The organism is Streptomyces sp. NPDC006711 (genome assembly GCF_042869775.1).
In the GTDB taxonomy this organism is placed as follows: Bacteria; Actinomycetota; Actinomycetes; order Streptomycetales; family Streptomycetaceae; genus Streptomyces.
The window spans coordinates 95,208-120,401 of the sequence record NZ_JBIAGO010000014.1; the positions used below are offsets into that span (position 1 = coordinate 95,208).

Sequence of the window (25,194 nt, forward strand, 5' to 3'; positions counted from 1 at the left end):
ATCCGACGATCATGACGTCTTCGAAGCCTTCCAGGCGAGACCGCGCCGAAGCCCTGCCCGACGACCTGCGCGAAGCCCTGCGCCGCAGGCTCGCCGGGCGGGCCGCGACGGGTGCCGACGGCGCGCAGGCGGGCATCCCGCGCGCCGACCGCGAACGTCCGCTGCCGCTGTCGTTCGCCCAGCAGCGCCTGTGGTTCCTCGACCGGCTGCGCCCCGGCGACGCCCGCTACAACAGCGCCGTCGCGGTACGCCTCACCGGCGCCCTCGACCACCGGTCCCTGGAGCGCGCCCTGGCCGGGGTGGTCGCCCGGCACGAGGCGCTGCGGACCACGTTCGAGGAGAGTGACGGCCGCGCCGCGCAGCGCGTGCACCCGGCCGCCCCGGTGCCGCTGCCGGTCCGGGACGTCACGGCGGACGGGCTGGACGCGGCGCTGCTCGCCGAGTACTCGGCGCCCTTCGACCTGTGCTCCGGGCCCCTGCTGCGGGCCCTGCTGCTGCGCGAGGAACCGGCCTCGCACGTCCTGATCCTGACGGCTCATCACATCATCACCGACGGCTGGTCGATGGGCATCGTCCTGAACGAACTGTGCGCCCTGTACGAGCACTTGGCGCACGGCGGCGAGGCCGCTCTGCCCTCCGTGGTGACCCAGTACCCGGACTTCGCCGTCTGGCAGCGCGAGCAACTGACCGGGGCACGGCTCGAACGGCAGCTGGCCCACTGGAAGGAGCGGCTGACAGGCGCGGTCGCACCCGAACTCCCGCTGGACCGGCCCCGGCACGGCGCGGAGGCCGGCCCCGGAGCCGTCCACGCCTTCACCGTCCCGGCCGAGGTCACCCGGGCGCTGCGCGAACTCGCGGGCCACCAGCACACCACGCTCTACACCGCGCTCGTCGCCGCCGCCCAGGCTCTGCTGGCCCGTTGGTCGGGGCAGGAGGAGAGCACCGTCGGATCGCTGACCCCGGGCCGTTCGCGCACCGACCTGGAACGCGCGGTCGGCTTCTTCGTGAACACCGTCGTGCTGCGCACCGAGGTGGCGTCGGGCGACTCGTTCCGTGACCTGCTGGCCCGTACCGCCGACACCGTCAACGACGCCTTCGCCTACGGCGACACGCCCTTCGAGCGGATCGTGGAGACGGTGGGCGCCGCCCGTGAGGCGGGCCGCAACCCGCTGTTCGACGTGATGGTCCTGCTGCACCCGGACCCGCCCGAGGCGACCGCCCCCCGCGACCTCGCCATCACCCCGGTCGCCGTGCCCCGCCAGGCCGCGACCTTCGACCTGAGCATCGAGTTCGTGCCGGACGGCGAGGAGCTGACCGGGCTGCTCGAATACCGCACCGACCTCATCGACCCGGACACCGCCCGCCGCATGGCCGGCCAGCTCCTGCGGCTCCTGGAGACGGCCACGGGCGCCCCGGACCGGCCGCTTCGGACCCTGCCGCTCCTCTCCGAGCAGGAGGTACGACAGGTCACCCGCGACTGGAACGCCGCCGCCCAGCCCGTCGCCGACCCTCCCTACCCTCGGCTCTTCGAGCAGCGCGCGGCCCGCACCCCGGACGCGCTCGCCCTGGTGGCGGGCGGCGAACGGCTCACCTACGCGCAGCTCAACGCCCGCGCCAACCGGCTCGCCCACCACCTCATCGGCCTCGGCGCGGGCCCCGAACGTCTCGTCGCGCTCCGGCTGCCGCGCACCGCCGCCATGATCACGGCGATCCTCGCCGTCTGGAAGAGCGGCGCCGGATACCTCTCGCTCGACCCGGCCCTGCCCGAGGAACGCGTCCGCCACCTGCTGGACGACGCCCGCCCGGCCCTGGTCCTTGACGAGGCCGCGCTCGCCGCGCTGCGCGGCGGCCTGTCCGACGCCGACCCCACCGACGACGACCGCCACCGCCCCCTGGACCCCCTGCACACCGCCTACGTCATCCACACCTCCGGCTCCACCGGGCGGCCCAAGGGCGTCGCCGTACCGCACCGCGCCCTCACCCATCTGCTCGCCGCCCACCGTGCCGGATTCGTCGCCGAGGCGGGCGGCGGGCCACTGCGGGTGGCGCTCACCGCGTCGTTCTCCTTCGACACCTCCCTCGAAGGGGTGCTGCTGCTGGCCGACGGCCATCCGCTGCACGTGGTGGACGAGGTGACCCGGATGGACCCGGCCGCCCTGACCGCCTACGTGGTCGACCACCGCATCGACTTCCTCGACCTCACCCCGTCCTACCTGCGCCAGCTGCTGCCCGCCGGGCTCCTGAGCGACCCGGTCCACTACCCCCGGGTGCTCATGCTCGGCGGCGAGGCGATCGGCCCCGCGCTCTGGCGCGAACTCGGCGCCCACCCCGAGGTGAGCGCGTACAACTTCTACGGCCCCACCGAATGCACGGTCGACGCGCTGTCCTGCCGCGTCGACGGGACCGGCCGTCCCCTGGTGGGCCGCCCCCTGCCCCACACCCGTGCCTACGTCCTGGACGACCGGCTCCAGCCGGTGCCGCCGGGCGTCGGCGGCGAGCTCTACCTCGCCGGCGAGCAGGTGGCCCGGGGGTATCTGGGGCGCCCGGGCCTGACCGCCGCACGGTTCCTGCCCGACCCGTACGGGCCGCCCGCGACCCGTATGTACCGCACCGGCGACCTGGCCCGCTGGACCGCCGACGGCCGTCTCGACTACCTCGGGCGCGCCGACGACCAGGTCAAGGTGCGCGGCCACCGCATTGAACCCGGCGAGGTCGAGGCCGCGCTCACCGACGTGCCGGGCATCGCCGCCGCCGCGGTCGTCGCGGTCCCCGACCCGCACGGCCACCTGCGGCTCGCCGCCTACGTCGTCCCCGCGCCCGGTGCCGCGCGGCCCGACTCCGAGGCGCTGCGCGCCGCGCTGCGCACGGTCCTGCCCGCCCACATGGTGCCCTCCTCGTTCACACCGCTGACCTTGCTGCCGCTGAACGCGAGCGGCAAACTGGACCGCCGCGCCCTGCCTGCCCCGGACTTCGAATCACCCGCCGCGGCAAGGGAGTTCGTGGCGCCGCGCACCTCGGACGAGGAGATCCTTGCGGGGATCTGGAGCGAGATCCTTGGTGTGCGCCGCGTCGGGGTCACCGACAACTTCTTCGAGCTGGGCGGCGACTCGATCCTCAGCATCCAGGCCGTCTCACGGGCCAGAGCGGCCGGCCTCGCCCTGTCCTCGCAGGACGTCTTCCGCCACCAGAGCGTCGCCGAGCTCGCCGCCGCCTCACGGCGCGCCGCTCCGGCGCCCGCGCGGCGCACTTCGCGGGAGAGCGGCCCCGGCCCGCTGACGCCGGTCCAGGAGTGGTTCCTCGCCACCCACGGCCCGCGCCATCGCTTCACCATGTCCATGCTTCTCGACCTGCCGTACGACCTCGACGAGACGGCGCTGTCGCGCGCGCTGGACGCGGTCGTGACCCATCACCCCTGTCTGCGCGCCCGGTTCACGCGGGACGGCGACACCTGGCGCCAGCATTTGGGCGCCGGCCCGGACACCGGCCTCCTCACCCGCCACGACGGCGGCGCGAGCCTCGCCGAGATCGCCGAGTCCGCTCGGGCGGACCTCGACCCCACGGCCGGCCGCATGCTGCGCGCCGTCTTGCTCCCGGCAGCCGAAGGCGCCCGCCCCCGGCTGTTCTTGACGGTCCATCACCTGGCGGTGGACAGTGTCTCCTGGCGGGTGCTGCTCACCGACCTGGAGCAGGCCTACCGTCAGGCCGTGGACGGGCAGAGCCCCCAACTGGAGCCCGAGCAGACCTCGTTGACCGACTGGGCCCGTGGCCTTGCCGAGCTCGTGCGCGCGGGCGCCCTCGACGACGACCTGCCGTACTGGACCGCGGAGATCGCCCGCCCGCGCGTTCCGCTCCCCGTCGACCTGCCCGGCGCCCCGCTGGCCGGCTCGGTGCGCACGGTCCGCACCCGGCTCGACGCGGCCACCACAGAGGCACTGCTGCGCCGGGTCCCCGGGGCGTACCGCACCCAGGTCAACGACGTGCTCCTGAGCGCGCTTGGCCGTGTCCTCGCGGACTGGGCCGGCGCACCGCACATCACCGTCGCCCTTGAGGGCCACGGCCGCGAGGAACACCTGGTCGACGGGGCCGATCTGGCGCGTACCGTCGGCTGGTTCACCAGCCAGTTCCCGGTCACCCTCACCCCGATGGGGCCGGCGGGAGCCCCCGACTGGGCCGCGACGCTGAAGTCCGTCAAGGAGGGGCTGCGGGCGGTGCCTCGGCGCGGCCTCGGCCATGAGGCGCTGGGGCGCCTCGGCTCGCCCTCGCCCCAGGCCCGCGCCCTCGCCGAACTGCCGCTGCCCCAGGTGTGCTTCACCTACCACGGCCAGTGGGAGTCCGGCGCGGGCGGCGACTTCGCGCCCGCCGCCGATGTACCGCCGGGCGACATCGAACCGGCCCAGCCGCTGGACCACCTCCTGGACGTGTCGGCCGTGGTGAGCGACGGCGCCTTGGAGATCACCTGGCACTACAGCGACCAGGTGCACCGGGAGTCCACTGTCCGGGCGCTGGCCGACGGCATGCTGGGCGCCCTCACCGAGGTGACCGAGCACTGCGCCCGCCCCGACGCGGGCGGCCGCACCCCCTGCGACTTCCCGCTGGCCCGCCTCGACCAGGAGGCGGTGGACCGCCTCGTGGGGAACGGCAGGTCCGTCGAGGACCTGCTGCCGCTCACCCCGCTCCAGGAAGGCATGCTCTTCCACCGCCTGGTCGGCGGCACGGACGACGTCTACCTCGACCAGGCCGCCCTGCTCCTGGACCACGTCGCCGACCCCGAGGCGTTCGCCACCGCCTGGCAACGCGTCACCGACCGCACCCCGGCCCTGCGGACCTCGGTCGTCTGGGACGGCGTGCCCGTCCCCCTCCAGCGCGTACACCGACAGGTGAGGGTGCCGGTCGAGATCCTGGACTGGCGCGCCCTGGACGCGGGGGAGCGGGCCGCGCGCCTTGAGCGGCTGCGCGCCGACGACCTGGCGCGCGGCCTCGACCTGAACGCCGCTCCCTTGATGCGGCTCACCCTCATCCGGCTGCCCGACGCCCGTCTGTACCTGCTGTGGACCTCCCACCACCTGATCCTGGACGGCTGGAGCCTGGCCCAGGTCCTCACCGACGTGTTCGCCGAGTACGCGGCCCTCACCACCGGCATCGAACCCGCGCCGTCCGCGCGCCGGCCGTTCGGGGACTACGTGCGCTGGTTCAACGACCAGGACACCGAAGCCGTCCGTACGCACTGGCGGGGAGTCCTCGACGGATTCACCACCCCGACCCCGCTGCCCGTCGACCGCGCCCGCCCGGCAGGCCACGAGTCGCGCTCGGCGGCCGTGCACACCGCCTCCCTGAGCGAGGAGACCTCCGCCCGTCTCGCCCGCACCGTGCGCGGCGCCGGGCTGACCCTCGGCACCGTCGTGCAGGGCGCGTGGGCCCTGCTGCTGTCCCGTTACGCGGCCGAGCCCGACGTGCTGTTCGGCACGACCGTCTCCGGGCGCCCCGACGACCTGCCCGGCGCCGAGGACATGATCGGCATGTTCATCAACACCCTGCCCACCCGCGTCCGGGTGGCAGGGCGGAGCTCCGCCGCCTCCTGGCTGCGCGAACTCCAGGAGGCGGGGGCCGACGCGCGGCGCTTCGCGGCGGTGTCGCTCGCCGAACTGACCGGCCTGAGCGACGTGCCGTCCGGCACCGCCCTGTTCGACAGCATGGTGGCCTTCGAGAACTATCCGTTCGACGAGACGAGTCCGGCCGGCTCCGGCGTGCGCATCGTCGACGTCTCCTCGCGTGACGCCACCAACTACCCGCTGGTCCTGCGCGCTTACCACGGTGAACACTTCGGATTCGATCTCGCCTACGATCCCGAGCTGTTCGACCCGGCCACCGCCGCGAACCTAGCGCGGCGGCTGTGCCAGGTGCTCACCGAGCTGGCCGACGACCTGGAACGCCCCCTGGCCGACCTCGCCCGTACCACCCTCGAGGAGCGGCGCCTTCTCCTCACCGGCGCGAACGGCACCGACGAGGGCAGGCCCACCGAGACGCTGGCCGGCCTCTTCGAGGCACAGGCCGCCCGCACCCCGCACGCCGAGGCCGTCACCTGCGGCGCCGAACGGCTGGACTACGCCGAACTGGACGCACGCGCCGGCCGCCTCGCCCACCGCCTGGCCGAACTCGGCGCCCGCCCCGAGCGGTACGTCGCCCTCGCCCTGCCCCGCTGCGCCGACCTGGTCGTCGCCGTCCTCGCCGTCCTCAAGACGGGCGCCGCCTATCTGCCCATCGACCCGGCGCTGCCCGCCGACCGCGTCACCGGCATCCTGGACGACGCCGCACCGGTGGCCCTCGTGACCGGCACGGAGGTCGCCGGCCACCTCGCCCTACCCGTACTGCGCCTGGACGACCCCGAGGTCCGCGCCGACCTCGCCCGGCGCCCGGCCGCCCCGGCGCGCGGGCAGCACCGCCCGCTGCCCGACAGCCCGGCCTACGCCATCTACACCTCGGGCTCCACCGGCCGCCCCAAGGGCGTGGTGATCCCGCACGCCAACGTGGTCCGCCTCTTCAGCCGCACCCACGACTGGTTCCGCTTCGATTCCACCGACGTGTGGACGCTGTTCCACTCCTACGCCTTCGACTTCTCCGTCTGGGAGCTGTGGGGGCCGCTGCTGCACGGCGGCCGGCTCGTCGTGGTCCCCGACGAGGCCGCCCGCTCACCGGAGGACTTCCTGCGTCTTCTCGCCGACGAGCAGGTCACCGTCCTCAACCAGACGCCGTCCGCCTTCTATCCGCTGATCCGCGCCGACGCCGAACACCCGAAGGACAGCGAGCGCCTGGCGCTGCGCACGGTCGTGTTCGGCGGCGAGGCGCTGGAGGTGTCCCGGCTGGCCGACTGGTACGCGCGCCACGCCGACACCGCGCCGCGCCTGGTGAACATGTACGGCATCACCGAGACCACCGTGCACGTCACCTACGCCCCCCTGGACCGGGCGGCAGCGCACGCCGGCCCCGCGAGCCCCATCGGCACCGCCATACCCGACCTGGAGACCTACGTCCTCGATGAGACGCTGAACCTCGCGCCGCCCGGCGCGGTGGGGGAGCTGTACGTGGCGGGACAGGGCCTGGCGCGCGGCTACCTCAACCGGCCAGGCCTGACAGCGTCCCGTTTCCTCGCCGACCCGTTCGGCCGGCCCGGCGCCCGCATGTACCGCACCGGCGACCGGGCCCGGCGACGGGCCGACGGGGGCCTGGAATATCTCGGCCGCGCCGACCAGCAGGTGAAGATCCGCGGCTACCGCATCGAGCCCGGCGAGATCGAGGCGGCCCTGCACAGCCACCCGGGTGTCGCCGGCGCCGCCGTGGGCGTCTACGAGGACACGGAGGGCACCCGGCGCCTGGTCGCCCATGTGGTCGCCGCCGGCGCCGCCGCGCCGTCCGCCGCCGAACTGCGCGCCCACCTCCAGCAGTCGCTCCCCGCGCACATGGTGCCCGCCGCCTACGTGCCGATGCCGGCTCTGCCCCTCACCCCCAACGGCAAGCTCGACCGGCGCGCGCTGCCGGCGCCGGGTCCCGGCGGCTTCGCGACCGCCGGCGAGCACACACAGCCGCGCACCCCGGCCGAACGGCTGGTGGCCGCCGCGTGGGCGGAAGTCCTGGACACCGAAGAAGTAGGCGCGGACGACGACTTCTTCGCCCTCGGCGGCGACTCGATCCTCGCCGTCCGGGTCGTCTCCCGCCTGCGTAGCGCCTTCGGCGGCGACCTCTCACCCCGCCTGCTGTTCACCCATCCGACCCTGTCGGCCCTCGCGGGAGCCCTCGGCGACCCGTCCGACACCCCCGAAACCCCCGTCGGCGCCATCCCGGCCGCCCACCCGGACGACCCGGCTCCGCTGTCCCACGCACAGCAACGCCTGTGGTTCCTGGACCGCTTCGAGCCGGGCAGCACCGAGTACACCACCCTGTCCCTGCTGCGCCTCACCGGTCCGCTCGACCCGAGTGCCCTGCGCACGGCCCTCGACGGCCTGGTCGCACGGCACGAGTCCCTGCGCACCACCTTCGCCGAACACGACGGCCAGGCCCGGCAGATCATCCACCCGCCCGCCCCGGTGGACCTGCGCACCCAGGACTGCGCGGACGCCGCCGCGCTCGACGCCCTCATAAAGAGCGAGGCGGCCCGCCCCTTCGACCTCGGCACCGGACCACTGATGCGCGCCCACCTGGCCCGGCTGACCGGTGCGGGCACCGAGCGGCACGTCCTTGTCCTGGCCCTGCACCACATCGTCACCGACGGCTGGTCCATGGGCGTTCTCGGCCGGGACCTCGGCGAGCTGTACGCGGCCGCACTCGAGCGGCGCCGGCCCGACCTGCCCACCCCGTCGCTGCGCTACGCCGACCACGCGGCATGGCAGCGTGCGCGCACCGGGCAGGGCGAGGCCGACCTGGCCTACTGGCGCCGGGCCCTGGACGGCGTGACACCCCTGGAACTGCCCACCGACCGGCCGCGCCCAGCCGTGCGCACCCGGGAGGGCGACCTGGTCACCTTCACTCTGCCCGCCGCGCTCACCGACCGGCTGCGCGCGCGGGGACGGGAGGGCGACGCCACCCTCTTCATGACCTTGCTGACGGCCTGTCAGATCGTGTTGGCCCGCTGGTCCGGCCAGCAGGACATCACGGTGGGCACCGTCACCGCGGGCCGCGACCGCCCCGAACTGCACGACGTGGTCGGCATGTTCGTCAACACGCTGGTGCTGCGCGCCCGGGTCCGTCCCGAGCTGTCCTTCCGTGACCTGCTGAGGGAAGTACGCGCCACCGTACTGGACGCCGTCTCCCACCAGGACGTGCCCTTCGAACGTGTGGTGGACGCGGTCCAGCCCGAACGCGACACCAGCCGCACTCCGCTGTTCCAGGTGCTGGTGGCGCTGCACAACCTCGGCACCGAGCTCCCCGCACTGCCCGGTCTCGAAGTGGAGCCGATGGTCCCGCCGGTCCGGCACGCCACCTTCGACCTGGCCTTCGACTTCGTCGAACGCGACGGCGCCGTCACCGGACACCTGGAGTACAGCACCGGCCTGTTCGACCGGACCACCGCACACCTCCTGACCGACCGGCTGCGCGTCCTGCTCCAGGCCGCCGCCGACGACCCGGAGCTCGGCGTCGGCGCCCTGCCCCTGATGACCGGAGCCGAACGGCAGCGCCTGCTGGACCTCGGACGGGGCACGCCGCTGCCCGGGCCCGGCACCACCTTCCCCGCCCTCTTCGAGGCGCGGGCCGCCCGCACCCCGCACCTCACCGCGCTGGTCGCCCCCGACGCCACCCTCGACTTCGCCACCCTCAACGAGCGGGCCAACCGGCTGGCCCATCACCTCATCGGCGAGGGCGCGGGACCCGAGAGTGTGGTCGCCGTCCGCCTTCCGCGCTCCTGCGGCCTGCTGGTGGCGCTGCTGGCCGTCGCCAAAGCGGGCGCCGCGCTGCTCTTCGTGGACCCGCGCCTGCCCGCCGAACGCGTCCGCGTCCTGCTGGAGGACGCCCGCCCGCGAGCCGTCCTCACCGAGGACACCCTGCGCGCCGCCGACGCCCCCGGCCTGCCCGCCCACAACCCCACCGACGCCGACCGCGTCACCCCGCTGCACCCCGAGAACACGGCCTACATCGTCTACACCTCGGGCTCGACGGGCCTGCCCAAGGGCGTCGCCGTCGAACACCGGCACCTGGTCAACCTCTGCCGTGACCACGAGGCGAACCTCATCGGACCGCACACCGCCGAAGGCACCCGGCTGCGGGCCGCCCTCAGCGCCTCCTTCGCGTTCGACACCTCCTGGGAAGGGCCGCTGCTGCTCGCCCTCGGCCACCAGGTCCACCTGATCGACGACGACACGCGCCTTGACCCCGAGGCGTTCTGCGCCCAGGTCGCCGCCGACCGCATCGACCTGGTCAACGTCACCCCCACCTTCCTGCGCGAACTCCTGGCGGCCGGACTGCTCGCCCCCGGCCGCCACCACCCCGAGCTGCTGCTCGTCGGCGGCGAAGCCGTCCCCGCGGCCACCTGGCGGGACCTGGTCGCGGCCCGCGACGAGTCCGGCGTCACCGCCGTCAACATGTACGGCCCCACCGAGTGCACGGTCGACTCCGTCTACGGACCCTGCGCGGACCGCCCCGACCGGGCCGTGATCGGCCGCCCCGGCGGCGGACTGCGCGCCTACGTCCTGGACGAGGCCCTGCGCCCGGTACCCGTCGGCACGCCCGGCGAGCTCTACCTCGCCGGCGCGCAGGTGGCCCGCGGCTACCTGAACAGGCCCGGCCTGACGGCGGGCCGCTTCCTCGCCGACCCCTTCGGGGCTGCGGGGGAGCGGATGTACCGCACCGGCGACCTCGCCCGCTGGGACACGGCCGGGCTGCTCGAATTCCTGGGCCGCGCCGACGAACAGCTCAAGATCCGGGGCTTTCGCATCGAGCCCGGCGAGATCGAGGCGGCGCTGCTCGCCCTGCCGGGGATCACCGACGCCGCCGTCACCGCACGCGAGCACGCGGGCCATGTGATGCTGGTCGCCTACGTAGTGTCCGCCGACGGCCGGCAGCCGGTCGCCGACGACCTGCGGATGCGACTGCGCGGCACGCTGCCCGATCACCTGGTGCCCGCCGCGTTCGTCCCGCTGGAGCGGATACCGCGCACAGCCGGAGGCAAGACCGACCGCCGCGCCCTGCCGGACCCGCCCCTCCAGCCCGCCACCGACAGCGCCTACGTCGCACCGAGGACCGGCGCCGAGCGGACTCTGGCCGCCATCTGGGCCGACGTACTCGGCGTCCCGAAGGTGGGCGCACGGGACAACTTCTTCGCGCTCGGTGGCGACTCCATCCTCAGCATCCAGATCGTCTCCCGCGCCCGCCGCGCCGGACTCGCCCTCACCACCAAGGACGTCTTCCGCCACCAGAACATCGCCGAACTGGCTTTGTGTGCCGAGCAGTTGGCCGCTCCGACGACAGAAGCCGCCGAGGACGCCACAGCTCCCGCGCCGCTCACCCCGATCCAGCACTGGTATCTGGAGGGCCGACGCCCCGGCGACCCGATGCGCTTCACCATGACCCAGCGCTTCGAGCTGGCGCCGGACACGGACACCGAGGCGCTTCACCGCGCCGCCGACGCCGTGGTCGCACGGCACGGCGCACTGCGCACGCGGTTCACGCACACCGCGTCCGGCTGGCAGCAGGAGGCGCTTCCCGCGCCGCCCGAGCCCGTCTTCGGCCGGTACGACCTCTCCGGCCTCGATGACGCCGAGGCCGAGGCCGAGACGCACCGCCTCACCGACCGCGCACAGGCCGCCCTCGACCCCGTCCAAGGGCAGGTGGTGCGCTTCCTGTTCCTGGACCGGGGCCCGGCCCGGGCGGCCCAACTCGTCATCACCGCGCACCACTTGGCCATCGACGGTGTGTCCTGGCGCATCCTGCCGGCCGACCTGTCCGCCGCCTACCAGCAGGCCGCCGAGGGGCGCGCCGTGGACTCGGCGCCCGTGGGCACCTCCTACGGACGCTGGGCGGCCCGCCTGGCCCAGCACACCCGGGACGGCGGCTTCAGCGCCGACCTGGCGTACTGGCAGCGGTCCCTCCAGGCCCCGGCCGGCCTGCCCGCCGGCCGGCCCGGCCCCAACACGTACGCGACATCGGCCACGGTCACCGTCACCCTGGACGCCGAGACCACCGACGCCCTGCTGCGCCGGGTGCCCGAGGCCTACCGCACCCAGGTCAACGACGTCCTGCTCAGCGCCCTCGGTCACACCCTCGCCCAGTGGTGCGGACGGGACACGGTCCTGATCGGCGTCGAGGGCCACGGCCGCGAAGACCTCTTCGCCGACGTCGATCTGTCGCACACGGTCGGCTGGTTCACCGCCGAGTTCCCGCTCGCGCTGTGCGTCGACCCCGGCGCGGGCTGGCACGACACACTGCGCTCGGTGAAGGAGCAGCTGCGCGCCGTCCCCGCGCACGGCCTGAGCCACGGCGCGCTGCGCCACCTCCTGCCCGACAGCCCCCTGACCGGCGCGCCCGCGCCGCAGGTCGGCTTCAACTACCACGGCCAGTGGGACGGGGGCAGCGGCAGCGGCGACGGCCTGCTGCGCACGGCGCTCGCGCCCACCGGCAGCGACACCGACCCGGACGCCCCACGCCCCTACGTCCTGGACATCACCGGCGTCGTCCAGGAAGGCCGGCTGGAACTGGGCTGGAACTACCCCGAGGCCGTCCACGACGAGAGCACCGTCCGTGCCCTGGCCGAGCAAATGATCACCGCGCTGCGGGACATCGTGGCGCACTGCGCGAGCCCCGGCGCCGGCGGGCGCACCCCCGGCGACTTCCCGCTCGCCGGCCTGACACAGGACGGCCTCGACCGGCTCGTCGGTGACGGCCGGCACGTCGAGGACGTGCTCCCGCTCAGCCCCCTCCAGGCGGGGATGCTCTTCCACGGCCTGGTGGACACCGACGGCGCCTACTTCGACCGGATCGCGGTCCGGCTGTCGGGAGTGGCCGACCCGCAGGCCTTCGCCGCCGCCTGGCAGCTGGTCGCCGACCGTACCCCGGCGCTGCGCACCAGCGTGCACTGGCAGGGGCTGCCGCAGCCGGTCCAAGTCGTGCACCGCCGGGCCGACGTGCCCGTACGCCACTTCGACTGGCGCGCTCTGTCCCCTGCGGAACGCGCCGAGCGCACGGAGCGCCTGCTGGAGGAGGACCGCGCCACGGGACTGGACCTGAACACCGCACCGCTCACCCGCCTCGCGCTGGCCGCGCTGCCCGGCGAGGAGGTGCTGCTGCTGTGGTCCACCCACCACATCGCCCTGGACGGCTGGAGCACCGGTCAGCTCCTGACCGACGTGTGCGAGAGCTACGCCGCGCTGATGGGCGGCCACGAACCGCAGCCCCCGGTGCGGCGGCCCTTCGCCGACTTCCTGCACTGGCTCGACCAACAGGACCGGGCCGCCGCCGAACGCCACTGGAGCGACGCCCTCACCGGCTTCACCGCCCGCACCCCGCTCCCGTACGACCGCGCCCCGGGCGAGGCCCACCGCGCCCGTGCCACCGCCCAGGTCCGGCACGAACTCGACGAAGAGGTCTCCGCGCGGCTGCGTGCGAGCGCGGCCCGGGCCGGGCTGACCGTCAACACCCTGGTGCAGGGCGCCTGGGCGCTGCTCCTTGCCCGCTCCGCAAGCCGCCAGGACGTGGTGTTCGGCACCACGGTCTCGGGCCGCCCGGCCGAACTGCCCGGCGTCGAAGGCATGATCGGCATGTTCATCAACACCGTGCCCACCCGGGTCCGCCTCCGCGACGGCGGTGTGCTGCCGTGGCTGCGCGACCTCCAGGAGAGCGAGACGGAGGGCCGGCGCTTCGACCACCTCGCCCTGTCCCGCATCCAGGCCGGCAGCGAAGTGCCCGCCGGTGAGGCCCTGTTCGACAGCATGGTCGTGTTCGAGAACTATCCCGTCGACGCGTCGGCCACCGCACGCACCGGCGTCCAGGTGGCCGAAGTACGGGCCGAGGACGCGCCCACCTTCCCGTGGTGCCTGCGCGCCCACCTCGCCGAACGGCTCGGATTCGACCTGGCCTACGATCCCGCCCTGTTCGACGCCGCCACCGTAGAGCGCGCCGTGGAGCGCCTTACGGTCCTGCTCACCGCCTTCGCCGACAACCTGGAAACCGACCTCGCCGATCTGGACGCGCTCACGGTGGCCGACCGGCGGCTGCTGGCGTCCTGGAACGCCCCGGCCCGCGTGACGACGCCACGCAGCCCCGTCGAGGTATTCACCGAACTGGCCCGCAGCACCCCGGACGCCATCGCCATACGCGACGGGGGCAAGGAAGTGACGTACCGTCAACTGGCCTCAATAGCAGGAAGGTTGGCCCAGACTCTGAAGGAGGGCGGCCTCGCCGCCGAAGGCCGGGTCGCGCTGCTCATGGACCGCTCCGCCGACCTCGTCATCGCCCAGCTCGCCGTCCTCGGCGCGGGCGGAGCCTACGTACCGGTCGACACCCGCGCGCCGGAGGAACGCCGCCGGAGCCTGCTCGACTCGGCGGGCGTCACGGTCCGGCTCACCGCGGCCGACGTCGCCGCCGCCCGCGCAGGCACCGGGGACGGAGTACTGGTGCCCGGTGACCCCGACCGCCTCGCGTACGTCATGTTCACCTCCGGCTCGACCGGCCGGCCCAAGCCGGTGGCGGTGCGGCACCGGGATGTCGTGGCCCTGGCCACCGACAGCCGCTTCGCCGGCGGCGTCAGCGACCGGGTGCTGCTGCACTCCCCGGTGGCGTTCGACGCGGCCACCTTCGAAGTGTGGGCACCGCTGCTGAACGGCGGCCGCGTGGTCGTCGCCCCCGACGGCGCTGTCGACGGCGCCCTCATCCGCCGGCTCGCCGGCACCGAGGGACTGACGGCGCTGTGGCTGACGGCCGGCGTCTTCCGCCTCCTCGCCCAGGACGCGCCGGACTGCTTCGCCGGACTGCGACAGGTGTGGACCGGGGGCGACGTGGTCCCCGCGGCCGCCGTGCGCCGGGTCCTCGCGGCCTGCCCGGGACTGAGCGTCGTGGACGGCTACGGACCCACCGAGACCACCACCTTCGCGACGTCCCACGAACTCACCGACGCCGCCCAGGTGCCCGACACCGTGCCCATCGGCCGGCCCCTGGACGACATGCGCGTCCACGTCCTGGACGCACGGCTGCGCCCCGTCCCGCCGGGCAGCGCCGGTGAGCTGTACCTCGCCGGCGAAGGCGTCGCCCGTGGCTACCTGGGCCGGCCCGGTGACACCGCGGCCCGCTTCCTCGCGGACCCCGCGGGCCCGGCAGGCACCCGCATGTACCGCACCGGCGACCTGGCACGCCGGCGCCCGGACGGCACCGTGGAGTTCCTGGGACGCGCCGACGAACAGGTCAAGATCCGCGGCTTCCGCGTGGAGCCCGGCGAGGTCGAGGCCGTTCTCGCCGGCCACCCCGACGTCGCGGACGTGGCGGTGCTGGCCAACGCCGGCCGCTCCGGTGCCAAGCGGCTCATCGCCTATGTCGTCGGCCCCGCCGGCCAGGACCCGGCGGCCCTGCGGGACTTCGCAGGCCGCACCCTGCCCGACTACCTGGTCCCCACCGACATCGTCGCGCTCGACTCGCTGCCGCTGAGCGCCAACGGCAAGGTCGACCGCGCCGCCCTGCCCGCGCCCGAGGCCGCACCGAAGGCCGAGCGCACCGAGCCCCGCACCGAGGCCGAGCGCCGCACCGCCGAGATCTTCGGCCAGGTCATCGGCATCGAACCACCCGGTGTGGACGACGACTTCTTCGCCCTGGGCGGCGACTCGATCCTCAGCATCCGGCTCGCCGCCCGCCTGTCCGAGGCCTTCGCGACCGACCTCACCCCCCGCGACGTCTTCACCCGGCCCACCCCGGCCGCGCTCGCCGCCCTTCTCACCGAGGCCTCCCGGCGCGCCCGCCCGGCCATCACCCCGGTCGCCCGCGACGCGGCCCTGCCGATGTCGCACGCCCAGCAACGCCTCTGGTTCCTGGAGGAGTTCGCGCCCGACGGCAGCGAGTACGTCACCGCGCTCGCCCTGCGCCTGCGCGGGGGCCTGGACAGCGGCGCGCTGGCCGCCGCCGTCACCGCCCTGGTCGCCCGGCACGAATCGCTGCGCACCACCTTCGACAGCGTGGACGGTCACGGCGTGCAGATCATCCACCCGCCGCGCCCGGTGCCGCTGCCACCGCACGACCTGTCCGCGCTCGCGGCGCGGGACCGGGAGCCGGCCCTGCGCGCGCTGCTCGCCGAGGAGCGGGAGCGCCCCTTCGACCTGCGCGAAGGTCCACTGCTGCGTACCCGGCTCGTCCGGCTGGCCGACGACGACCACGTCCTCGCCCTGTGCCTGCACCACATCGTCACCGACGGCTGGTCCACCTCGGTGCTGCTCGGTGACCTGGCCCACCTCTACCGGGCCCAACTGGGCCGCCAGGACGGCGCGTTGCCGCAGCTGCCCATCCAGTACGCCGATTACGCGGCCTGGCAGCGGGGCGCGCAAGCAGCCGAGGCCGAGCAGCAACTGGCCTATTGGACAAGCAAGTTGGCCAACATCTCGGCACTCGACCTGCCCACGGACCGGCCCCGCCCCGCGGTCCGCACCAGCAACGGCGCCACCACCCGCCTCATCGTGCCGGCCGACATCGCCGCGCGACTGAACCGGCTCGGCCGTGAGCACGGCGCCACCTTGTTCACCACCCTGGTGGCGGCCACACAGGCCTACTTGGCGCGACTGTCGGGACAGAGCGACATCGCCGTGGGCACCGTGACCTCGGGACGCGATCGCGCCGAGACCGAACACCTCGTCGGATTCTTCGTCAACACCCTCGTCCTGCGCTCCCAGGCCGACACCGGCCGGCCGTTCACCGACTTCCTCGGTACGGTCCGCCGAAGCGTCCTCGACGCCTTCGCGCACCAGGACGTGCCCTTCGAGCGCGTCGTGGACGAGGTCCAACCGGCCCGGGACACCAGTCGCACCCCGCTCTTCCAGGTCATGGTCGTGCTACAGAACACCCCGGGCGCCGACCTCGACCTCCCGGGCCTGCACGTCAGCGACGTCGAGGCCGACACCCATCAGGCGGCCTTCGACCTCACCATCGAATTCGCCGAGGAACCGGACGGAACGCTGCACGGCCTGCTCTCCTACAACACCGACCTGTTCGACGCGGCCACTGCGGACGGCCTCGCCGCCCGCCTCGGGATCCTCCTGGAAGCGGTCGCCACCGACCCCGCCCGCCCGCTCGGCGTCCTGCCGCTGACCTCCGCCGAGGAGGAACGCACCCTCCTGGCCCAGGGCAGGGGCACCTGCGAGGGCGTAACCGGGACGCCGCTGCCCGGCCTGTTCGAGCGGCAGGCGGCCCGCACCCCCGACGCGGTCGCCCTGTCCGAAAGCGGCCGGGACCTGACGTACGCCGAACTCGACCGGGCCGCCAACCGCTTCGCGCACCGCCTGATCCGCGACGGCGTCGGACCGGAACGCGTGGTCGCCCTCTGCCTGCCCCGCTCGGCCGCCATGGTGGTGGCCCAGCTCGCGGTCACCAAGGCCGGCGGAGCCTTCCTGCCCGTCGACCCCGACTACCCGCAGGCCCGCCGGGAGTTCATGGTCCGCGACGCCGGCGTCCACCGCGTCGTGAGCGATCCCGCCGAGGTCCTGACCGCCGAAGGGCCGGGCACACCACCCGACGACGCGGCCCGCACCACCCCCCTGCTGCCCGGGCACCCCGCCTACGTCATCTACACCTCGGGATCCACCGGGACACCCAAGGGCGTGGTGGTCACCCACCGGGGCCTCGCCTCCTTCGCCGCCGCCGCGTCGAAGCGTTACGCGGCCGGCCCGGGCGACCGGATGCTCCAGTTCGCCTCGCCGAGCTTCGACGCGTCCGTGCTGGAGCTGTGCACCTCGCTGCTCAACGGCGCCACCCTGGTCACCGGCGAAGAGGGGCCGCTGGTCGGGGAGCGCCTGGCCGAAGTGCTTGCCGAGCGGCGCATCAGCCACGCCCTCATCCCCCCGGCCGCCCTCGCCACCGTCCCCGCGCGGGAAGCCGCCCGACTTTCCGCCCTGCGGACCCTGATCGTCGGCGCGGAGGCCTGCCCCGCGCACCTGGTCACCACCTGGGCCCCCGGCCGCCGCATGATCAACTCCTATGGGCCGACGGAGGCCACCGTCGTCGCCAGCTGGACCGGCCCGCTGGCCCCCGACGTCGGCGCACCCTCCATCGGGCGTCCATCGGGCAGCACCGGCCTCTACGTACTCGACAGCGCGAGGCGGCCCGTCCCGCCCGGCGTGACAGGTGAGTTGTACGTGGCCGGCCCCGGACTGGCCCGTGGCTACCTCGGCCGTCCCGGCCTGACCGCCCAGCGCTTCGTCCCCGACCCGTTCGGGGCGGCGGGGGAGCGGATGTACCGCACCGGCGACCTGGCCCGCTGGGGCACGGACGGTGAACTCCATTACGCAGGACGCGTGGACGATCAGGTCAAACTGCGCGGCTTCCGCATCGAACCGGGCGAGATAGAGAGCGCGCTGCGCCGCAGCCCCCTGGTCCTGGACGCGGCGGTCGTCGTACGCACCGACGCGGCCCGGCCCGCCGACGGCGACGGCGGCCAGTCGGAGTCGGCCACCGGGCCCGCCCGGCTCGTCGCCTACGTCGTACCGGACCCGGCGGCCGCCGACGAGGCGAACGGCCACGATCCGCTGCCCGTCGAGGACCTGCGCGAGCACCTTGGCACAACGTTGCCGCCGCACATGGTGCCCTCGCTCTTCGTGCGGTTGGAGCGGCTGCCCCTGACCCCCAACGGCAAGCTGGACCGGCGCGCCCTGCCCGCCCCCGGACCGGGCCGGGCCGGCGGCAGGCCGTACCGCGAGCCGCGCACCGACACCGAGCGGCGGGTCGCCCGTATCTGGGCCGACGTCCTGGGCGTCACCGACATCGGCGTCGACGACAACTTCTTCGCCCTGGGTGGCGACTCCATTCTGAGCATGCAGGTCGTCTCCCGACTGCGCCGCGACGGCCTCCACCTGGTGACCAGGGACCTGTTCACCCACCAGACCCTCGGTGCGCTCGCCTCCGTCGTGCGCACCGCGCCCCGGGGGACCGCCCAAGGCCCGGTCACCGGCGAAGTGCCGCTCACCCCCATCCAGGACTGGTTCCTCACCACACCCCGCGCCGCCCACCACCACTTCAACCAGTCGACGCTGCTCGAACTCGACGGCGCCCCCGACCTCAACGCCCTGGACACCGCCCTGCGCGCCCTGCTGGAACACCACGACGCGCTGCGCATGCGCTTCACCAAGGACGCCGACGGCTGGCACCAGTTCAACCCGCCGCCCGCCGCCGCCCGGCCGGACGACGCCTTCCTCATATGCCACGACCTGTCCGGTCTCGCACCGGAGGACGCGGACGCGGCCATGCAGAAGCGCGCCGACGAACTGCACGCCGGCTTCGACCTGGCCGACGGCCCGCACCTGCGGGCGGCCCTGTTCACCGGCGGCCCCGAACGCCCCGTCTACCTGCTGCTCATCGCCCACCACCTGGTGGTGGACGCGGTCTCCTGGCGCGTCATCGGCGACGACCTGGAAACCGCCTACCGCCAAGCCGTGCAGGGCGCGCCCGTCGACCTGGGGGAGCGCGGCACCAGTTTCCGGGACTGGGCCCGGGGACTCGCCGCACACGTCCGCGCGGGCGAACTGGACTCCGAGCTGCCCCACTGGCGCGATGTCGTACGTGCGGTACCAGGACCCGGCACCGCGCCCGAGCCCGGCGACACCGCGCCCGCGACCGTGATCGGCGTCGAACTCGACGAGGAGGACACCGAAACCCTGCTCCGCGCCGCGCCGACGGCGTACCGCACCCGCATCAACGACGTGCTGCTCGCCGCACTGGCACTGGCTCTGGCCCGCTGGACCGGCGAGGAACGGGTCCGTCTCGACCTGGAGGGCCACGGCCGCGAGAGCCTTGTCGACGGGGTCGACCTGACCCGCACCGTCGGCTGGTTCACCAGCGTGCACCCCATCGCGCTCCAGGTCGACGACCCGGGCCGGCTCGCGGCGGACCGCGACTGGCGGGCCCTGGTGAAGTCGGTGCGCCGACAACTGCGGGCCGTCCCCGGCAAGGGCGTCGGCTTCGGAGCGCTGCGCACGTTCGGGACCCCCGAGGTCCGCGAGCAGCTGGGTGCGGGCGCGCACAGTCAGCTGGTCTTCAACTACCTGGGCCAATGGGACGCCCGCCCCCAGACGTCGGGCGGCGGCCTCATCCGCACGCAGCACGGCCCCCTGGGCCAGGACCACGACCCGCGCGACGGCGGATCCCACGCGCTGGAGGTCGTCGGTTCCGTGGAGCACGGCCGTCTCGCCTTCGCCTGGCACCACCGCCCGGCCCTGCACGACACACGGACCGTGCGCCGCGTGGCCGAGGAGTTCGCCGAGGCCCTGCGCCACATCGCCCATCACGCCCGGGGAGGCCGGTGACCGACCAGCATCCGCGCCGAGCAGATACGCGCAGGACCGCCCGGCACAGCCCCCGCGTCCCCCGCGCCCCGACCCTGGTCACCACGGACAGCCACCCGCCCACCACACGCCCCACCACCACGGAGGAACGACCCATGGACGAGAACACCCGCTACCAGGTGCTGCGCAACGACGAGGAGCAGTACTCCCTCTGGCCGATCGACATCGAGGTCCCCGCCGGCTGGCAGCCCGTCGGCAAGGAGGGGACCGAGTCCGAGTGCACCGCGTACGTCGACGAGGTCTGGACCGACATGCGTCCCCGCAGCCTGCGCGAGCGCATGGAGAACACCGGAGCCTGACGCCCCGTCAGGCGGGGCGGCGCCGGACCGGTACGCCCGGTCCGGCCCCCACCCCGCCCTCCCCCCACGTGAGCTCTCACCCACGGCCTCGGCGCCCCACCGCCCCCGGCCTGCCCGCGCGCCGACACCGAGGAGCCCGCCATGACCCCCGAACTGCACACCGCCCGCTTGCACTTCCGCCCCTACCGGCCCCAGGACGAAGACCACTTCGTCGCCCTGCTGCGCGACGAGGAGGTGTGCAGGTGGATGGGGCAGGAGCTCGTGCCCGAACCCGACCTGCGCACGCTCTTCACCGGAATCCTGACCGAGGTGTACCCGAAGCGGAGGTTCGACGTCTGGGGTGTGTGGCAGGACGGCGAGTACGTGGGTCACGCCGAGGTGAAGAAGACGGGCAACGTCCCCGGCCATGAACTGGTGGCCGCACTCCTGCCCGCGTACTGGGGCCGGGGCCTGGGCGGAGAAGTGGTCACGGGACTACTGAGACACGCGGGCGAAAACCTCGGTCTGAGCGAAGTCTGGGGCATGGTCGGCGCGGAGAACACCGCGAGCCTGGCGATGTGCGAGCGGCTGGGCTTCCGCTACGTCCGCGACGTGGTCGGTGACGACGGATCGATGACCAAGATGGTGTCGATCCCCACGATACGTACGTCGTCGCCGGCAGCGGTACCAGCACCCCAGGACGCCGCTAGTGGGACCTCACCGCACTGACCCGGGGCCCTGCCCTGTGCCGCCAGAGGCGAGGGCTTCTCAGGTGCGCCGGGACAACAGGGCCACGAACGCGAGGTAGGAAAGGGCGGCAGTGGCCACGAACCAGAAGTACGGATCGCCGCTCCGCCCGGATGCCAACTCGCCCAGGAAGGCACTGAGATTGCCCACGGTCAGTACGATGCCCGTGCCGGCCCAGGCCAGCCCTACGATCCGGGCGAAGCGCTCGTCGGGAGACTTCTTGGTGAGGCCCTGATAGGTCTCGCTCCGGCGTCCCAGCAGCGCTAAGACGAGACTGCACGCCGCCAGAATCCCCAACGTCACCAGGCCGAGGGCGAGGTGGCCGCCGACAGCCGCAGCCACGAGACAGGCCACCCCTACGGCGAGGAAGAATCCGGGGACGGCCCGCCCGGCTGTGTCAGGCGCCATCCGCTGTGCTGTCTTCGACATGAAACATCTCCTCGACGCTGACCTTGAAGAACCTGGCCATGGATATGGCTAGCGGCAGGGACGGGGTGTACCGCTCGGTCTCGATGGCGTTGATCGTTTGCCGTGAGACCCCGAGGGCTGTGCCCAACTGACCTTGGGAGAGCCCTCGTGATGACCGCAGTTCTCTGACGCTGTTCCGCACATGTAAAGCCTACTTGTCACCCCACAGGGGATGTCAAGCTTGCTTTACAGGGCGACGGGCCTCGCAGGGCGGCCCCCGGGCATCACACCCACGCCGCGGCCACGGGTGCCGGCCGTCGCAAGGCCGGGCTCGGGACAGAGACGCGGAAGGCCCCGCACGGGACCGGGAAGCCGGGGATCCACGTGCGGGGCCACGCTCACGGGCAAGGGACCGTCAGACTCCGGTCAGGGTGTACGTACCCGTACCGTCCTGCCGGCCGCTTGAGTACTGGCGGATCAACTCCCCGTCCGCGTACCGGTCGTGACCCATCATGGAGCCGGTGTACTTGTTCTGCACGCCGATCTTCGAACTGCCGGGCACGTCACGGTAGATGTAGAACCGCTGGAGGTCGTCCTGCGCGCAGGTGGCCGTGGTCAGATACGCCTGCTCCTGGTTGGCGATGTCCGACGGGATGGTCGCGCATCCGCCGTTGCCCCAGTTCCACAGGGACGCCTCGATGACCCCGTTGCGCTCCGTCACATTGCACAGCCGCCAGTTGTCCAGGTGGGCGCTGAAGAAGTTGGATTCACGCAGGCGGACTCCGTCGTTGGCCAGGAGTGGTGCGCTCCAGTTCAGAGGCTTGCCGGGCACGTCGATCCGGTAGACGGCGGGCTGGCAGTCCAGTGCGGTGGCCCGCGCGGCCGGGGCCGGGCTCCCGACGGCCTTCACGCTCTTCTCGGCGTTGCCGGCTTTCGTGGCTTCCTGCCTGGCCTTGTCGGCCTTCGCCGAGGGGACCGGCCCGGCCGCGTGCTTCGCGGTCGCGGTGGCGGAGCCGCAGTCGAGGAGGTCCTGCGCCTTGCGCATGATGCTGTTGGCGGGGACCTTGTCCTCGCAGCGCACCGCGCCTTCTTCGAGGGTGGTGAAGGTGGTGTAACTGCCCGAGTCGGTCCCCTCGACCCACTTCAGCGCCCAGCTGCCGTCGCCCTGTTGGACGCGGTTGCAGTTGAGGCTGCCGTACGTACCGGTGACCTTCTTGGTGCCCTTGTAGAGGCCGTAATAGCCGGGGTTGGTGAAGTTCCACGTGACGGACGTCGAAGCGCTGCTGGTGGAGGTGTAGTTCACCTGCACGTTCAGGCCGAGGCTCGCGCCGACTTTGCCGAGGGTTTCGACGCCGAAGCCGCCTTCGACGTTGCCGGTGACGCCGACGGTGACCGAGATGGTCGTCTGCACGGAAGTGTTGACGGTCTGCGTGCCGGTCGAGCCGCTGGTGACGTACCAGCCCTTGAAGTGGGTGATCGTCGGGGTCACTTCGGAGGACTTGATGTACGGGTGCCGTGTGCCGAGGTCGGCAGCCGTGCAGGCGCCGCCGGGCTCGGCCTGTGCGGAGGCGGCGGGTGTGGTGGGTGGCGCGGTGGGTGCGGCGGCGGCCGGTGAGACGGCGAGTCCCACGGTGACCACGGCGGCGGAAGCCGCGCAGGCCATGAGCGCTTTACCTAAGTGACTGACGTGTCTTGTGGGGCGCATCGGTGCCCTTTCCCCCTGGCGGTGTGTGTTCGGTCAAAACCTGAACGTAGCGGCCACGGGGGTGGTGGTGTGAGCCCGCAACGGGCCAAGGCGGATCATGGAGGGGCTTATTCCGCCCCTGCGCGCGAAGCCGTCGACCGGACCATCGTCGGCGGCGGGCGGGCGATGCGGCCGAACGGTGTTCGTCAGGTGCGGCGGCCGCGTGGTCCTGCGTCGCAGTTCACCCCCAAAACGGGTTTCATCCCGTGGCGGGCGGTCAGTACGCTGGGCTGGTTCCCCTACTGCCCCGCGCGGGCGTGCGTGCCCTTCGAGGTGATGACGTATATCCCAGGCCCAGTAGCCGCTCTTCCCGGGCTCTGCCCGCGGACCCCCGCCTGTGCTGACAGGCGGCTGGTGATGTCCGCTGTGAAGACGGTGTTCCCGACGGCCTGGGCTCCGTGACATTCTCCTGTGCGCAGTAGGCGTACACGGGCCTTGGCCTGCCCGTTCTCCCTACCGCTCCGAACAGGAAACCCCTCTCCGTGTCTCATGACACCCGCGACGACCGGACCCGCTCCGGCCGCAACCCCACCGAACCTTCCGCACGGCGTGCCGGCCGGATCATCCTCGCCGTGGTACTGGCAGGCGAGTTCATGGCCGTACTGGACGCATCGGTGGTCGATACCGCCCTGCCTTCCATTCGGGCGGACACCGGCGCTTCTGCCGCCGGCCTGCAATGGATCCACGCGGCCTACGCGCTCGCCCTTGCCGTCGGGCTGATCAGCGGCGGCCGGCTGGGCGACCGCTACGGCCGCCGACGGACGTTCCTTCTCGGCGCCGGCGTTTTCACCGCCGCGTCCCTGCTGTGCGCCCTCGCGGTCGGCCCCGCCACGGTGATCGGCGCCCGCGCGGTGCAGGGTGCCGGCGCGGCGGTCATGCTGCCGCAGGTCCTTGCCACCGTGCACGTGGCCTTCGAAGGCAGGGCCCGCGCCAGGGCGTTCGGCCTGTACGGGACCGTCCTGTCCGTCGGTAGCGCCGTCGGGCCCGTGTTGGGCGGCGTCCTGACCCAAGCAGACGTGTTCGGCATGGGCTGGCGTTCCATCTTCCTGGTCAACGTCCCCATCGGCGCCGCCACGGTCCTGCTCGGCCACCGGTACCTGGTCGAGTCCCGTGTCGCGCGAGCCGCGCGCCTCGACCCCTCGGGCATGGGCCTCTCCGCGCTCGGGCTGCTGCTGATCGCCTTCCCCCTCAGCGCGGGCGGCTCCCGGCACTGGCCGTGGTGGACGTTCCCGGTCATGGCAGCGGGCCTGACCGTACTGGCGGTCCTGATCTTCCGGCAGCGGGTCAGGAACCGCGCGGAAGGTTCATCGCTGAGGACGCCGGCCCTGTTCTCCGGCCGCTCGCTCTCCAACCGTCCGCTCCCCGGTCGTCCGCTCCCCGGTCGTCCGCTCCCCGGTCCGTTCTCCGCAGGCCTGAGCGCCCAGTTCGTCCTCGGTCTGCTGTCGGGCCTGTTCTTCATGTGCTGGACGCTCTTCATGCAGCAGGGCCTCGGCATGAGCCCGTCGCGCGCGGCGATCGGCTTCCTCCTGCTCACGCTCGCCGAGATCACAGGTGCCTGGCTGGCCACCGCCGCCGTCGGGCGCCATCAACGCCGCGTACCCCAGGCCGGCGCCCTGCTCGCCGCTCTGGCCCTGAGCGGGTTCCACTCGCTGATCACCGTGTACGGCACCGGGCTGTCGATGACCGGCATGGCCCTGCCCGTCCTGGCGCTGGGTCTGGGGCTCGGCCTGGTCGGTACTCCGCTCACCGACCTCGCTCTGGGCCGTGTCGAGGATGAGCACGCGGGATCGGCATCCGGCCTGTTCAACACCGCCACCCACCTCGGCATCGCCCTGGGCGTCGTCCTCACCGGGGTGGTGTTCTTCCCCCACGATCCCGACGCCGCCGCCCGTGGCACCGTCGTCGCCCATGCCTTCGCCGCCACCCTCCCGTACGTGACCGGCGGCCTGCTGTCCATGTGGGCTCTGATGTTCCTGCTGCCCCGCCACCGTGGGAAGCAGTGAGCTCTCCG

The 25,194-nt window shown here is 73.3% G+C and carries 7 protein-coding genes; 4 read left to right on the top strand and 3 right to left on the bottom strand.

Features of this window, described 5'->3' with window-relative positions; genetic code table 11:
• The first annotated feature begins 11 nt into the window (after nucleotides 1–11).
• The 3 genes from ACFYM2_RS25090 to ACFYM2_RS25100 all read left to right on the top strand — a co-directional run bounded on the left by ACFYM2_RS25090 (nucleotide 12) and on the right by ACFYM2_RS25100 (nucleotide 21,013).
• On the top strand, nucleotides 12–19,967 hold the full coding sequence (locus tag ACFYM2_RS25090; RefSeq protein WP_388839243.1) for a non-ribosomal peptide synthase/polyketide synthase: 19,956 nt from the start codon (nucleotides 12–14) through the stop codon (nucleotides 19,965–19,967).
• A 134-nt stretch (nucleotides 19,968–20,101) separates the two neighbouring features.
• Nucleotides 20,102–20,305, top strand: coding sequence for an MbtH family NRPS accessory protein (locus ACFYM2_RS25095; protein WP_358997061.1), 204 nt, complete (start codon nucleotides 20,102–20,104; stop codon nucleotides 20,303–20,305).
• Nucleotides 20,306–20,446: 141 nt separating this feature from the next.
• Complete coding sequence (locus ACFYM2_RS25100; protein WP_388459873.1) at nucleotides 20,447–21,013, top strand: GNAT family N-acetyltransferase; 567 nt, start codon at nucleotides 20,447–20,449, stop codon at nucleotides 21,011–21,013.
• A 39-nt stretch (nucleotides 21,014–21,052) separates the two neighbouring features.
• Here ACFYM2_RS25100 and ACFYM2_RS25105 read toward each other — a convergent pair whose 3' ends face one another.
• From ACFYM2_RS25105 to ACFYM2_RS25115, 3 genes are all read right to left on the bottom strand, one after another.
• Complete coding sequence (locus ACFYM2_RS25105; protein ID WP_388839246.1) at nucleotides 21,053–21,460, bottom strand: hypothetical protein; 408 nt, start codon at nucleotides 21,458–21,460, stop codon at nucleotides 21,053–21,055.
• A complete protein-coding gene (locus ACFYM2_RS25110; RefSeq protein ID WP_358997052.1) occupies nucleotides 21,429–21,641 on the bottom strand; it encodes a helix-turn-helix transcriptional regulator in 213 nt (70 codons plus the stop codon). The genes ACFYM2_RS25105 and ACFYM2_RS25110 overlap by 32 nt, the downstream gene beginning before the upstream one ends.
• 213 nt (nucleotides 21,642–21,854) lie before the next feature.
• Nucleotides 21,855–23,102 (bottom strand): hypothetical protein, encoded by a 1,248-nt coding sequence (locus ACFYM2_RS25115; RefSeq protein ID WP_388839248.1) that lies wholly within the window; start codon nucleotides 23,100–23,102, stop codon nucleotides 21,855–21,857.
• 563 nt (nucleotides 23,103–23,665) lie between these two features.
• On the opposite strand from ACFYM2_RS25115, the gene ACFYM2_RS25120 reads away from it, so the two are divergent.
• A complete protein-coding gene (locus ACFYM2_RS25120; RefSeq protein WP_388839251.1) occupies nucleotides 23,666–25,186 on the top strand; it encodes an MFS transporter in 1,521 nt (506 codons plus the stop codon).
• The last annotated feature ends 8 nt before the right edge of the window (nucleotides 25,187–25,194 follow it).